Below are 12987 nucleotides of genomic sequence, written 5' to 3' on the forward strand. Positions count from 1 at the left end.
GCCCACCGGCCACGTCGCAGGGTTCACCTACCCGGCGCAGACCCCTGGGCATCTGCGCCGGGTAGGCAGACCCTGCGACGTGGCCGGGCTCAAGCGCGCGCGAGCGCGTCCAGCACCGCCACCACCGCGGGGCGCGCTCCTGAACTCGTCCGCCACAGGGCGAAGACGCGGCGGGTGGGGGGCGGGTCGATCGGGACGAACCGCACCCCGGGGGGCACGGGGTCGCGCCCGAGGCGGGGGATCAGCGCGGCGCCGAGGTCGGCCGCGACCAGCGCGAGCTGCGTCGAGTGCTCCGAGGCCGTGTGCGCGATGCGCGGCCCGCGCACGTCCGTGCTCAGCGACCGGACCAGCCAGTCGTGGCAGATCTGGCCGCTGCTCCAGCTGATCCACTCCAGGTCGGCCAGCTCGTCGGGGCCCACGCGGTCGCGGCGGGCCAGCGGGTGCTCGGGGGAGACGGCGAGGTCGAACGGGTCGTCGAGGAGGTGGCGGCGCGACAGCTCGGGCGCGACGGCGAGCGGGTCGTCCGGCCAGTCTTGGGCGACGACGACGTCGACGTGGCCGCGGCGCAGGGCGGGGACCGCCTCGTGCGGCTCGCGCTCGGACAGCGACACCGCGAGGGCGGGGTGGCGGGAGCGCAGCCCGCGCAGGGCGCGGGGGAGCAGGCCGCGCACGGCGGTGGCGAACCCGGCGACCGAGACGGTGCCGTCGACGGTGCCTCGGTGGCCGGCCAGGTCCGACTCCACCCGTTCGACGTGCGCCATCAGTTCGCCCGCGCGGTCGGCGAGCAGCGTGCCGGCCTCGGTGAGCCGCACGCCGCGCCCCTGGCGCTCCAGCAGGCGCTGGCCGACCTCCCGCTCCAGGCGGGCCAGTTGCTGCGACACCGCCGACGTCGTCACGTGCAGCGCCGACGCGGCCCCGACGACCGATCCCGTGGCCATCACCGCGTGCAGCACCCGCAGCCGCTCCAGGCTCAACATCGTAGGAACGCTACGCGATGGGGGCCAGAACGTGTCACTTGTCCTTCACCGTTGGTCGTCGCAGAGTCGTCGCCATGACGACCACGAGCAGCTCCCCGATCGAGCTGACCCTGACCATCGGCGGCGACCTCCCGGTGCACCGGCTCGGCTTCGGCGCCATGCGGCTGACCGGCGGGCCCGACCGGGCCACCGGGATCGCCACGGCCCGTCGCGCCGTCGAGCTCGGCGTCACCCTCATCGACACCGCCGACTCCTACGACCTCGGGCAGAACGAGGAGCTGCTGGCCGAGGCGCTGCACCCCTACCCGGCCGGGGTCGTCGTCGCGACGAAGGGCGGGCAGGTCAACCTCGGCCGGCAGTGGATCCCGCTGGGGCGCCCGGAGTACCTGCGCCAGCAGGCCGAGCTGAGCCTGCGCCGGCTGCGCGTCGAGCGCATCGACCTCTACCAGCTGCACCGCGTCGATCCCACCGTCCCGCTGGCCGACCAGGTCGGCGCACTGCGGCTGCTGCAGGAGCAGGGCAAGGTGCGCCACATCGGGCTGTCCGAGGTGGGCCTGGCCCAGCTCGTCGAGGCCGAGCGCATCGCGCCGATCGCGGCCGTGCAGAACCGCTACAACCTCGCCGACCGGGCGTCGGAGGACGTGCTGGAGCACTGCACGCGCCGGGGCATCGCGTTCCTGCCGTGGTTGCCGGTGGCCCCGCTGGTCCGCGGCGGCGCCGGCGCGGTGGACGCGGTCGCCGCTCGCCTCGGCGCCACCCCCGCCCAGGTCTCGCTGGCCTGGCTGCTGCACCGCTCCCCGGTCGTCGCGCCGATTCCCGGCACCTCGTCCATGGCCCACCTGGAGGAGAACGTCGCGGCGGCCGGCCTCACCCTCGACGAGCAGGACATGGCCGAGCTCGCCCCGGGGCGCTGATCCCCGCCGGCCGTCGCGGCGTCAGAAGGTGATACCGCGGGCCCGGCCGGGGTCCTGCGGCCCCCACAGGGTGGTGGAGACCTCGCGGCGCACGAGCACGAGCACCTGGGGCTGCGGGCCCCGCTCACCCGTCGCTGACCGGGTCCCCGGCCGGCTCGGCGAGCACCAGCGCGAGCAGGCCGGGGAACCGGGCGTCGAACTCCGCGCGCCGCAGCCGGTTGAGCCGGCGCGGGCCCTGGTCGAGCTGCTCCAGCAGGCCGGCCGCGCGCAGCACGGCGAAGTGGTGGCTGGCGGTCGCCTTGGACACCGGCAGGTCGAACGTGCCGCAGGCGCGGCTGAAGTCGGGTTCGCCGTCGAGGGCCCGCAGGATCTGCCGGCGGACGGGGTCGGCCAGGGCGTGCAGCGCGTCCTGCAGCGTCACCCGGGCGGGCTCGGCGTGCTGCAGGCCCAGCGACCGCCGTGAGCGAGCGACCATGTCCCCTCCTGTTCGATCGCTATCGTACAGTGGTCCGGTGTTCGTCGTCCGTCGAACACATCCTGAGCGGGGAGAAGGTCCCATGGCGGTCGAGATCGGTCCGGTCGGCATCCACACCCTGTCGGGGGTCTGGGAGAGCGGGGGTGCCGAGGAGGCGGTGGCCGAGCTCGACCGGCTCGGCTTCGGCGCGCTCTGGTTGGGCGCGGTGTCGGACCTGCGGCTGCCCGCGCGACTGCTCGCCGCGACCGACCGGCTGGTGGTGGCCACCAGCATCATCAACGTCTGGGCGACGCCGGCGGCCCGGCTCGCCGCCGACGCCCACCGGCTGGCCGCGGCCCACCCGGGTCGGTTCCTGCTCGGCCTGGGCAGCAGCCACGCGCCGGACGTCGAGGCGCTGGGCCGGTCCTACGCCCGGCCGTTGCAGGTGCTCTCCCGGTACCTCGACGACCTCGACGCCGCCCCCGGGCCGGTGCCCGCGGACGGACGGGTGCTCGCGGCGCTCGGCCCGCGGGCCGTCGCCCTGGCCGGGCGCCGCTCGGCCGGTGCGCACACGTACCTGGTCACTCCCGAGCACACGCACTCGGCGCGCGCGCTGCTCGGGCCGGGCCCGTTGCTCGTGCCCGAGCAGGCGGTCGTGCTGGAGTCGGACCCGGCCAGGGCCCGCGCCCTGGCCCGCGACGGCATCAGCTACTTCCTGCGGCTGCCGAACTACCTGCGCAACCTGCGCGCACTCGGGTTCGGTGCGGAGGACCTCGCCGGCGGTGGCAGCGACCGGATGGTCGATGCCCTCGTCGCCTGGGGCACGCCGGAGCAGGTGGCGCAGCGGGTGGCGCAGCACCACGACGCCGGCGCCGACCACGTCGCGGTCCAGGTCCTGACCACCGACGGCGAGCGCCCCGCGCTGCCGCAGTGGCGCGCCCTGGCCCCCCTCCTGGTCCGATCCGGGACAGGATGATCCCGGACGGCATGACACCGGGTGCGGACGCGGACGGGAGCGGCAGATGGGTCAGCAGGGCGACGACGGGTCGGCGGAGGCGTTCCTGCGCGATTTCGCGCAGCTGTCGACGATCGGCGCGACACCTCGCGGCGGGGTCGACCGGGAGGCCGCGACCGTGCGGGACGGTATGGCCCGGGCCTGGTTGGGCGGGTGGCTGGCCTCGCGCGGGTTCGCGATGCGCACCGACGCGGTCGGCAACCAGTTCGGGCTGCTCGACCTGGTCCCCGGTGCCCCGTACGTGCTGGCCGGCTCGCACCTGGACAGCCAGCCGACGGCGGGCCGGCTGGACGGTGCGTACGGCGTCGTCGCCGCCGCGTTCGCCGCGCACCGGGTCGCGACCGGGGTCGCGGCGGGCACGACGCGCGCGACCCGCAACCTCGCGGTGGTCAACTGGTTCAACGAGGAGGGCAGCCGGTTCGGCCCGAGCATGATGGGCAGCGCCGTGTTCACCGGCCGCCTGGGCCTGGACGAGGCGCTGGCCACCACCGACCCGGCGGGGGTGAGCGTGCGCGCGGCCCTGGACGCGATCGACGGGCGCGGCGAGCAGGGCCCGCTGCCGGTCGCCGCCTACGCGGAGATCCACATCGAGCAGGGCCGGGAGCTGGAGGAGACCGGCGACCGCATCGGCGTGGTCACCGGGACGTGGGCGGCGCGCAAGTTCCGGTTCCGGGTGCTGGGGGAGCAGTCGCACACCGGCTCCACGCGCATGGTCGATCGCCGCGACGCGCTGCTCGGGGCGTCGTTGCTGGTGGTCGAGGCGCGCTCGCTCGCCGACCGGTTCGCCGACGGGCCGCTGCACACCGCGGTCTCGCAGCTCGACGTGCGCCCGAACTCGCCGGTCGTCGTGGCGAGCGAGGTCCGGGCGAACCTCGACCTGCGCAGCCCCGACCCGGCCGTGCTCGACGCCGCGGTCGAGCGGGTCCGGGCCGTGGCGGCGCGGGTCGAGGCCGAGCACGGCGTGCGCGTCGAGCTGGAGCTGACCCACTCCTGGGACCGCCAGGACTACCAGGACGACTGCGTCGCGGTGTCCGAGCGGGTGTGCGCGGAGCTGGGGCTGGCGGCGCGGCGGATGCTGACGGTGGCCGGCCACGACTCGACGAACATGAAGGACGTCGTGCCGACGGCGATGCTGTTCGTCCCGAGCCGGGAGGGCATCTCGCACAACGAGCGCGAGGACACCGCACCCGAGGACCTGGTCGCCGGCGTGGACGTGCTCACCGGGGTCGTGCGGGAGCTGGTCAGCGCGCCGGGGACGCCGGCTGCGTGGACCTCTCCATCGCTGGGATGACGAGCTCGTCGGCGACCCGCCGCGCGACGTCGGCGGGGTAGGGCGCGGACAGTCCGAGGATGACGTGGGTGAAGCCCGCGCCGACCGCCTCGGCGATCTTGTCCCGGGTGTCGCCGGGCCGCTCGTAGGAGACCGGCAGGTGGATCGAGCGGGTGATCGTGGCGGGGTCGCGGCCGATGTCGGCGCAGTAGCGGTCCAGCAGCGCGCTGCGCGCGGCGAGGTCGTCGATATCGCCGCCGCCGGGGATGTTCCACAGGTCGGCGTGCTCGGCGACCACGCGCAGCGTCGCCGACGCGCGTCCGCCGATCATGATCGGCGGGTGCGGGCGCTGGACGGGCTTGGGGTTGGCGAACGCCCCGGTCAGCCGGACGTGGGCGCCGTGGAAGTCGAACGGCCGGTCCGCGGTCCACAGGCGCCTGATCACGGTGCAGGCCTCGGCGAGGGCCGCCACGGCGTGGGCGGCGTCGTGGTAGGGCAGCCCATGCGCGTCGTACTCGCGCCGGGCCATGGGCACGCTCGGGCGCGAGCCCGCGCCGATGCCGAAGTCGAGCCTGCCCCCGGAGACCACGTCGACGGTGGTGGCGATCTTGGCCAGCACGGCGGGCGGGCGGAACCGGTTGCTGGTGACGAGCAGGCCCAGGCGCAGCCGGGTGGTCTGCGCGGCGAGGGCCGACAGCAGCGTCCAGCCCTCCAGGATCGGCCCGTCGGCCGGGCCGCCGATCGGCATCAGGTGGTCGAACAGCCAGGCGTGCTCGATCTCCTCGATCGCGTCGGCCTGCCGCCAGACCCGCAGGACGTCCTGGTAGTCGACCTGCATCGGAGCGGTCATGATCCCGAAGCTCGGCCGGGAGGGGTGGGTCATGGGAGTGCGTCCTCGCCTGGATGAAACGGAACTGGGTTCCATCTAAGCTACGGAACGACGTTCCGCTTAGCAAGTGCGATGATGGTGGCCGACCGGAGGAGGCACGATGGCGGGCACGGCGGAACAGGGCACCCGCAGGCGCGCCGACGCCCGGCGCAACGAGGAGGCCCTGCTCGACGCGGCCGCGGCGGCCTTCGTGGCCTCCGGCGTCGAGGCGCCGGTGCGCGACATCGCCGCCAGGGCGGGCGTCGGGGTGGGCACGGTCTACCGGCACTTCCCGACGCGCGCCGACCTCGTCGTCGCCGTCTACCGCCACCAGGTCGAGGCCTGCGTCGAGGCCGGGCGGACCTGCCTCGACGAGGAGCCCACGCCCTACGCCGCGCTGGCCCGCTGGATCGACATGTTCGTCGACTTCCTGGTCACCAAGCACGGCCTGGCCACCGCACTCCGCTCGGACAGCGAGCGCTTCGACGCCCTGCACTCCTGGTTCCTCGACCGGCTCGGGCCGGTCGCCGCCCGCCTGATCGAGGCGGCGGTCGACGCCGGGGAGATCCGCTCCGACATCGGGGCCTACGCGCTCATGCGCGGCGTCGGCAACCTGTGCATCGGCGCCGAGAACGACCCCCGCTACGACGCGCGCACGCTGGTCGGGGTGCTCATCGCGGGGCTGCGGCTGCCGGACCGATCGGGCTGACCGGGCCCGTGCGCGGGTGCGTACGGCAGTTGGTGTGCAGGTGGCGCACGCACCCGACGTCGTGGATCGCGAGCGTGCCGGTGTCCTCCAGCGGGTCGTCGGAGGGCACCAGGAAGTGCGTCGGGCTCACCGCCAGCAGCGGCCGGGTGACGCGCTCGGGCCTGCCCAGGAACCGCGCCTGCACGGGGTCGACGACCTGGGTGAGGGCCAGCCCGCCGTCGCGCCCGCGCACCTCGAAGCGGGTGCCGGGCCGGGCGTAGACGCCCTCGTAGTCGGCCGGGTCCAGGGCCAGGGTGGGGTCGGTCTCCGGCAGGTGCGGTACGCCGCCCTCGCCGAGCTCGTCGAGGACCGCGTCGAGCACTTCGCGGGCGAAGGCCTCGCGCGGCCCGCCGTTGGTGAGCACCACGATCGCGGTGCCCGTGTCGGGCAGGACCCGCAGCCGGGCGTTCTGGCCGATCGTGCTGCCATCGGCGGCGTAGACCGTCCGGCCGTGCCAGTCGCACACGATCAGACCCAGGGCCCAGTATGGGCCTAACAGGTACGGGTCGGGGACCGGGACGCGCGACGACCGCATCTCGTGCACCAGTTCGGCCGACAGGATCCGCCGGCCGTCCGGTCCCCGGCCCCCGTCGAGGACGACCCGCGCCAGCGCCAGCACGTCAGCCACGGTTGAGCTGATCGTGCCACTGGGCCCGAACGCGCGCGGTAGGTGCGGCACCGGCGAGGGGATGGGGCCCTCGTCGAGGGAGCGCAGGACGTGCCCGGTTGCGGCCCGGGCGCGGTCGACCCGCTCGGGTCGGCTGCTCGTGGCGGTCAGGCCCAGCGGCCCGAACAGCCGCGCCGCCATGATCTCGTCCCAGCGCCTGCCATCGACCACCTCCATGATCCGCGCCAGGACCGCGTAGCCCAGCGCGGCGCTGTAGCCGTGCGTGGCGCCCAGCGGGTGCACCTGGGTGGCGCCTGCCATGGTCGCGACCATGCGGGCGTAGACGTCGTCGCCCTCGCCCGGGTCGCCGAAGTCCTCCTCGATGCCGTGGGTGTGGGTGAGCAGGTGGCGGGGTGTCAGCCCGGCGCTCACGTCGGGATCGGCCACGCGGAAGTCGGGCAGCCACGTCCGCACCGGCTCGTCCAGCGCGGCGCGGCCCTCGTCGACGAGCGCCAGGAAGGCCAGCGCCGTCCAGGTCTTGGTCATGGACCCGATCTGGTAGACGGTTCCGGTCGTGGCCGGGGCCCGCGACGGCACGTCACGGACCCCGACGGCGAACTCGGTGACCCGCCCGTCGCGCAGCACGCCGACCGCCGCGCTCGGGATCCGGTACCGCGCCAGCGACCCGCGCACCCGGTCGCGGACGCCGTCCACGCCCGCCTACCCGGGGAGGCCGACCGCGTTTGCGGCGTCGGCCTCGACGTAGTCGGTGGTGGCGTAGGGGGCGGTGCGCGGCTCCAGGAAGGCGCGGAAGGCCTCGACCGATCCGTGCTCGACCACGTTCACCACCGTGGTCCCGTCGCCGCCGGCCACGGCCAGGATCCACCGCGAGCCGGCGGGGAGTGCGCCGTAGGCCCCCTTCAAGGCGCCGTCGAAGCCGCTCGGGTCGTGGACGCGGGACACTGTCATCACGTGCATCGGGTCAGTCCTCCTCGGTGGTGAGCGCGGCCCGCACCCGGGCGATGAGGCCCTCCCGGTCGACACCGGCCAGGGCCAGTGCCCGGGGCACGGTCCCGACCTGGGCGGCCAGGATCCCCAGCAGCAGGTGCGCGGGTCGCAGGTCCTTCTTGCGGGACGCGTTGGCGAAGCCGCGGTCGAGCGCGAGTCGGGTCGAGGTGCCGATGGTCGGGTCCGCCGGCCGCCGGCTGGGGCGGGGGAGGTCGTAGGCGGCGGCCGACACCCCGACCGCGCCCAGGCTGTGCTCGAACTCCCGGTCCAGCGCGCGGCGCACGCCGTCGCGGTCGAGCCCGACCGCCTCCAGCGCGGGGCGGGCGGTGGGCTCCGGCTCCGCGGCCACCGCCAGCAGCAGGTGCTGCGCCTCGACCGTCGTCGACCCGTCATCGCGGGCGTCGACCGCGGCCCGCGTGAGGACCGCGTGCAGGTACGCGTCGAAGGGTTTCAGCCCTCCCGCCTCCTCAGTTCGACGCCGGCGGCGATCAGCCGCCGGGCGTGCTTCTTGTAGACCGCCTGGCGGGTGACCCCGAGCGCCTCGGCGACGCGCGGCCACCCCCATCCGGTCCGCATGGCCTGCTCGACGGCCGCGTCCTCCAGGTGGTCGGCCAGCCTGCGCAGCGCGGCGACGGCGGCCAGGGCGTCGGCCGGATCGGGGGGAACGGGAACGTCGGGCACTTAAGCAACTCTAGTTGCTTACGTGCTCAATAGGCAACCCGGGTTGCTCATCGGGTCAGCGCGGCGGTCACGGCCCGCTCGACGTCCTCGGGCAGCAGGAAGCGGTCGGCGACCAGCGCCGCCGCCGCGGCCCGCACGGCCGCCTCGTCCGGCGGGGGCGCGGGGGCCAGCAGCGGCAGCCGGCTGCCGACCAGCTCGTAGAGCACGTCGGGCAGCCCGTCGACCGGTGATCGCGGATTCCACCCGGTGTACGCCGCGGTCGGGACGGCGACCTCCGGCAGCCGGATGCCGGCCACCTCGTTGCCGCCGGCGTCGACCGCCGACACCAGCGCCACCAGCGGCTCCCCGAGCCCGACCGGCACCGCGGTGGCGTCCGGATCCAGGACCGGGCTCCACGGCAGGTGCTCGACGTCGGGCAGGGCCGCGTCCGGCGCCGCGGCGCGGAACGCGGCCAGCACCTCCTCGCGGGTGACCGCGGTACCGTCCGCGCGGCGCGGAACCCGGCTGGCCGTCGGCTCGGCGCCGTCGCAGACCCACTACACGAGCTGGACCATGAGCGCCCGCAGCACCGGCGACGGGTCGAGCGCGTGCACCGGGTTGGCCACCGGCAGCAGCGCCTTGAACGCCGCCATCGCGCCGAGGTGATCGGTCCCCGACAGCAGGTGGGACCGGGCGTCCGGGTCCTCGGGCAGGTCGTCGCCGGTGCGCGGGTCCTGGTGGACGAGCGCGCCGTCGCCGCGCCAGTACTCCCACGCGCTGTTGGTGAGCACGACCTTCGGCACGCCGCCGACCGACCGCTGGCGCCGCAGCAGCGCGGTGGTGTCGTGGGGCGGCCCGTAGGCCGGGGTGAGCGGGTGGGCCAGGCCGGGCTGGCCGTAGCGGCGGTTGAACTCGCCGCGGCGGGCGCTGGCGATGTGGGCGAAGACGCCGTCGAACACCTGCTCGCCGCGCTCGTCGACGTTCAGGCCCTCGTGCAGGAACTCCCGCAGGAAGCGCCCGCTCTGCGAGATGCCGAACGCGAACACCCGCTCGTGCCCGGAGCGCAGGTGCGCGCCGACGTCGCGTGCCGCCAGCAGCCCGGCACCGACGACCGGCGCGAACGACGACCGGTACACCAGCTCGTACCAGTGGAACGGCTGGAAACCGCCGTCCAGCGCGAACCGGTCGGGACCGGTGAACCGCCACCGCGACCGGTCGACCGGCTGCTTGGGCCGGAGCGGGGAGGTGCGGACGGTGAGCGTCGCGGCGGGGTCGTGCACGTCGACGGTGGGCAGGTCCGCGTAGCGGAACATCGGACCCGAGTCGCTCAGGGCGTGGTCGGGCTCGACGCGGTCGGGCCGGAACTCGACGCGCAACCACCCGGGCCCGACCTCGGCGACCGGCGCGGTGAGCCCCAGGGCGGCGTCGGCGCCCTCGCGGGGGATGTCCCACTGCCAGCCGCACCAGGCGATCGTCCAGCCGCGGTCGAGCAGGAACCCGTCGCCGGCCGGGGGCAGCGCGAGCGGCGCCGCCGGCACGGCCCCGCCGATGCCGAACGGCACCGCCCCGATCCGCCCGCGGTTCGGCACGACGAGCAGGGCGCGCCCGCAGCCGTCCGCGGTCGGGCGCAGCAGCCGGACGTCGGCGTCGAACCGGACGCGGCCGTCCTCGTCACGCGGGGCGAGGCCGAGGTCGGTGATCCGGTCGTGGTCCGCCGCGGCGGGATCCACGGCGAAGCGGGCCACGGCGCCCACCCACTCGTAGTGGCGTTCCGCGAAGGGCTCGACCGAGCGCACGTCCAGCGACTCCAGCACCGTGGCAGCCTCGCACGCCCGCGGCCCGTCACCAGTTCTGGCTGGTGACCTTCTCGACCACGAGCGCGGCGGCGTAGCGGGCCAGGCCGTCGTCGTCGAGCTCCTCCTCCGCGACCCCGTCCGGCGCCACCGGCGAGTACTTCGCCGCGATGCGCCGCTCCAGCACCCGCCCGGAGTCCGGGACGAGCTCGTCGACGCGCCCGCGCAGCTCGATGTAGCGGGTCGGGCGCGCCGGGTCGACCACGACCAGCGAGATCCGCGGGTCGCGGCGCAGGTTGCGCAGCTTCTGCCGGCCCTCCACCAGGCTGATCCGCACGGTGCCGGCGTCGTGCAGGAACCACAGCGGGGTCGTCTGCGGCTCGCCGCGCGGCCCGATCGTCGACACGAACGCGACGGCGGTGGAGTCGAGCAGGTAGCGCAGCGGTTCGGGGACGTCCATGGCGTGGGTGTACCGGGTCACCGGCTCCGCGGGCAACGCGGATCGGGTGCCTCCGGACGGCCCGTCGTAGGCTCTGCCGACGCGCGGCAGCACACCGGGGGACGGCAGGCATGGACGACGCCGATCGGGGTACGTCCGGCGTGCCCGACCCGGTGATGGAAGCGTTCGCGGCCCGCGCCCGGAAGCGGCTCGGAGTGCCGGTCGCGCTCGTGGCGCTCGGGCAGGGCGATCAGCAGGTGTTCCCGGCCGCCGCCGGCGCCCCCGGCCCGCTGGCGCAGTCGTTCTGCCGGCACGTGGCCCGGACGGCGCAGCCGCTGGTCGTCGAGGACGTGCGCGCGCACCCGCTGGGCCGCGACGGCTCCGCCGCCGCGGACCCCGACGTCGCCGCGTACGCGGGTCTGCCGCTGCGCGACTCCGAGGGCGGGGTACTGGGCTCGCTGTGCGCGATCGACTCCGCGCCGCGGCGGTGGAGCGGGGCCGAGGTCGAGACCCTCCGCGACCTCGCGGGCGCCTGCTCGACGGAGCTGGGCCTGCGCGCGGCCCGCCGGGACGCCGCGGCCGAGCGGTCGCTGCGCGCCGAGCTGGAGCGGGCGCAGCACCGCTCCTCCGCCCGCAGCCAGACCCTGCTGGCCGCGTCGCAGGCCTTCACCGAGACCGCCACCGTCGACGACGTGCGCGCGCGGGTCGACCAGCTCGTCGGCAGCGAGCTGGAGCCCGCCTACGTCGGGCTCGTGCTCGCCGCCGGCCCCGACGACCCGGCCGACGTGCGGACCGACCGGCTCCTGGAGACCGCGATCGCCGCCACCGCGGCGGTGCGCTCTGGCCGGATGCTCCTGCACCCGGACCCGGACGCCGCGGCGGCGGGCCTGGACCCGGCCACCCGGGAACTGCTCGACGAGCTCGGCCTGCGCACCCTCGTCGCGGCGCCGCTGCCGGGCCCCCGGGACGTGGTGGGGGCCCTCGTCCTGGGGTGGGGCGCGGCGCGGGCGCTGGCGCCCGCGGACCTGCTGATGATCAACACGGTGGCGGGGTACGCGGGTCGGGCGGTGTCGCGGGCCCGGGTGCTCGCGCACCGCATCGAGGCCGCGCACGACCTGCAGCAGGCGATGCTGACCAGGTTGCCGGAGGTGCCGGGCCTGGTGCTGGCCGCCCGGTACGTGCCGGCGGACTCCCGCGAGGACGTCGGCGGCGACTGGTACGACGCCGCCTCCGGCCCCGCGGGCCCGGACGAGGTGCTGGCGGTCTCGGTCGGTGACGTGATCGGGCACGACCTGCACGCGGCCACGCTGATGGGCCAGGTGCGCTCGATGCTGCGGCAGGCCCTGTGGGACCACCCCGGCGGGTCGGCGGCGGAGATCTTCTCGGCGTTCGAGCGGGCCAGCACGGGCGTCGGCCTGGACGCGGCGGGCACGGCGATCCTCGCGCTGCTGCGGCGGCGGGCCCGCGGTGGCTGGTCGATGTCCTGGACCAACGCCGGGCACCCGCCGCCGGTGCTGCTGGGCGCCGACGGGTCGACCGCGCTGCTGCCCGAGCACGGGATGCTGTTCGGCTTCCCCGGGCTGTCGCGCCGGCCCCGCCCCGAGCACCGCGTCGACCTGGAGCCCGGCTCGACGCTGTTCCTCTACACCGATGGCCTCGTCGAGCGGCGCCGCAGCGACCTCGACACCGGCACCCGGGAGCTGCTGGAGGTGCTGCAGGCCCACCGGGGGCTCGATCCCGCCGCGCTGGTGGACGCCGTCATCAGCGCCCTCGGCACCGACTCCGACGACGACGTCGTCGCGTTCGCCGTCCGGGCCTGACTGCGCCGCACCCGGGGCCGGTTCACGCCGGCCCGCGCAGGCGGTGGCGGCCGTCCTCCGTGCGGGCGGTGCGCCCGCGGCGCGCGAGCAGCTCCAGCAGCGGCACGGCGACCCGCCTGGTGGTGCCCAGCGCCTGGCGCGCCTCGCTGAGCGTGAAGACCGGTGCCAGCCCGGCGAGGACCTCCACGGCCCGGTCCTCGGCCCCCGCGGCCAGCACCACCCCGTCGGCCACGGCGACCAGCTCACCCGCGCGCACCAGGCTCGCCAGCTCCCGGGGCCCCAGGCCCAGCTCGGCGAGCCGGGCCGCGTCCGGGGCGGCGAACGGCGCGCGGTCGAGGTCGGCGCGCACCGCGGCGAGGGCGGCCAGCACCGGGGCCGGCAGGGTGGGGGAGGAGTCGGCGCGGACGCGTCCCG

14 protein-coding genes and 1 pseudogene are annotated in these 12987 nt (G+C 75.9%); 5 read left to right on the forward strand and 10 right to left on the reverse strand.

What is annotated here, in order from left to right:
- Nucleotides 1–89 precede the first annotated feature (89 nt).
- Nucleotides 90–977 (reverse strand): LysR family transcriptional regulator, encoded by an 888-nt coding sequence (locus KIK08_RS21210; protein WP_214404958.1) that lies wholly within the window; start codon nt 975–977, stop codon nt 90–92.
- Between the two features lie 74 nt (nt 978–1051).
- On the opposite strand from KIK08_RS21210, the gene KIK08_RS21215 reads away from it, so the two are divergent.
- Nucleotides 1052–1891, forward strand: a complete 840-nt coding sequence (locus KIK08_RS21215) for an aldo/keto reductase (protein ID WP_214404959.1) — start codon at nt 1052–1054, stop codon at nt 1889–1891.
- Between the two features lie 124 nt (nt 1892–2015).
- Here KIK08_RS21215 and KIK08_RS21220 read toward each other — a convergent pair whose 3' ends face one another.
- Nucleotides 2016–2366 carry an ArsR/SmtB family transcription factor gene (locus KIK08_RS21220; RefSeq protein ID WP_214404960.1) on the reverse strand — a complete coding sequence of 117 codons (351 nt, stop codon included), beginning with the start codon at nt 2364–2366 and terminating at the stop codon, nt 2016–2018.
- Nucleotides 2367–2448: 82 nt separating this feature from the next.
- Between KIK08_RS21220 and KIK08_RS21225 the strand changes: the two genes are divergently transcribed.
- Together KIK08_RS21225 and KIK08_RS21230 are read left to right on the forward strand one after the other, a co-directional pair.
- The gene (locus KIK08_RS21225; RefSeq protein ID WP_214404961.1) at nt 2449–3321 is read left to right on the forward strand and encodes a TIGR03620 family F420-dependent LLM class oxidoreductase; all 873 of its coding nucleotides are present in this window, start codon (nt 2449–2451) and stop codon (nt 3319–3321) included.
- A gap of 46 nt (nt 3322–3367) precedes the next feature.
- A complete protein-coding gene (locus KIK08_RS21230) occupies nt 3368–4651 on the forward strand; it encodes a M20 family metallo-hydrolase (RefSeq protein ID WP_214404962.1) in 1284 nt (427 codons plus the stop codon).
- Here the strand turns inward: KIK08_RS21230 and KIK08_RS21235 are convergent.
- Nucleotides 4602–5480 carry an LLM class flavin-dependent oxidoreductase gene (locus KIK08_RS21235; protein WP_250557481.1) on the reverse strand — a complete coding sequence of 293 codons (879 nt, stop codon included), beginning with the start codon at nt 5478–5480 and terminating at the stop codon, nt 4602–4604. The genes KIK08_RS21230 and KIK08_RS21235 overlap by 50 nt on opposite strands.
- Before the next feature lie 139 nt (nt 5481–5619).
- Between KIK08_RS21235 and KIK08_RS21240 the strand changes: the two genes are divergently transcribed.
- Nucleotides 5620–6207, forward strand: a complete 588-nt coding sequence (locus KIK08_RS21240; protein ID WP_214404963.1) for a TetR/AcrR family transcriptional regulator — start codon at nt 5620–5622, stop codon at nt 6205–6207.
- Here KIK08_RS21240 and KIK08_RS21245 read toward each other — a convergent pair.
- The 6 genes and pseudogenes from KIK08_RS21245 to KIK08_RS21275 form a co-directional block, all read right to left on the reverse strand.
- A complete protein-coding gene (locus KIK08_RS21245) occupies nt 6170–7567 on the reverse strand; it encodes a serine hydrolase domain-containing protein (protein ID WP_214404964.1) in 1398 nt (465 codons plus the stop codon). The two genes, KIK08_RS21240 and KIK08_RS21245, sit on opposite strands and share 38 nt — an antisense overlap.
- 6 nt (nt 7568–7573) lie before the next feature.
- Complete coding sequence (locus KIK08_RS21250; RefSeq protein ID WP_214404965.1) at nt 7574–7831, reverse strand: hypothetical protein; 258 nt, start codon at nt 7829–7831, stop codon at nt 7574–7576.
- Between the two features lie 4 nt (nt 7832–7835).
- The gene (locus KIK08_RS21255; protein WP_214404966.1) at nt 7836–8420 is read right to left on the reverse strand and encodes a Clp protease N-terminal domain-containing protein; all 585 of its coding nucleotides are present in this window, start codon (nt 8418–8420) and stop codon (nt 7836–7838) included.
- Nucleotides 8312–8542, reverse strand: a complete 231-nt coding sequence (locus tag KIK08_RS21260) for a helix-turn-helix domain-containing protein (protein WP_214404967.1) — start codon at nt 8540–8542, stop codon at nt 8312–8314. Before KIK08_RS21260 ends, KIK08_RS21255 begins: the two co-directional genes overlap by 109 nt.
- A 47-nt stretch (nt 8543–8589) precedes the next feature.
- Nucleotides 8590–9834: pseudogene (locus KIK08_RS42275) on the reverse strand (alpha/beta hydrolase domain-containing protein).
- Between the two features lie 529 nt (nt 9835–10363).
- Complete coding sequence (locus tag KIK08_RS21275) at nt 10364–10774, reverse strand: PPOX class F420-dependent oxidoreductase (RefSeq protein WP_214404970.1); 411 nt, start codon at nt 10772–10774, stop codon at nt 10364–10366.
- 110 nt (nt 10775–10884) lie between these two features.
- On the opposite strand from KIK08_RS21275, the gene KIK08_RS21280 reads away from it, so the two are divergent.
- Nucleotides 10885–12573: a SpoIIE family protein phosphatase gene (locus tag KIK08_RS21280; protein ID WP_214404971.1), complete on the forward strand. Its 1689-nt coding sequence runs from the start codon at nt 10885–10887 to the stop codon at nt 12571–12573.
- Nucleotides 12574–12595: 22 nt separating this feature from the next.
- Here KIK08_RS21280 and KIK08_RS21285 read toward each other — a convergent pair.
- Nucleotides 12596–12987: SelB domain-containing protein (locus tag KIK08_RS21285; protein ID WP_214404972.1), on the reverse strand; the 392-nt coding region annotated here is incomplete at its 5' end.

Origin of the sequence: Pseudonocardia lacus (genome assembly GCF_018531445.1) — a bacterium.
GTDB classification, from domain to species: Bacteria; Actinomycetota; Actinomycetes; order Mycobacteriales; family Pseudonocardiaceae; genus Pseudonocardia; species Pseudonocardia lacus.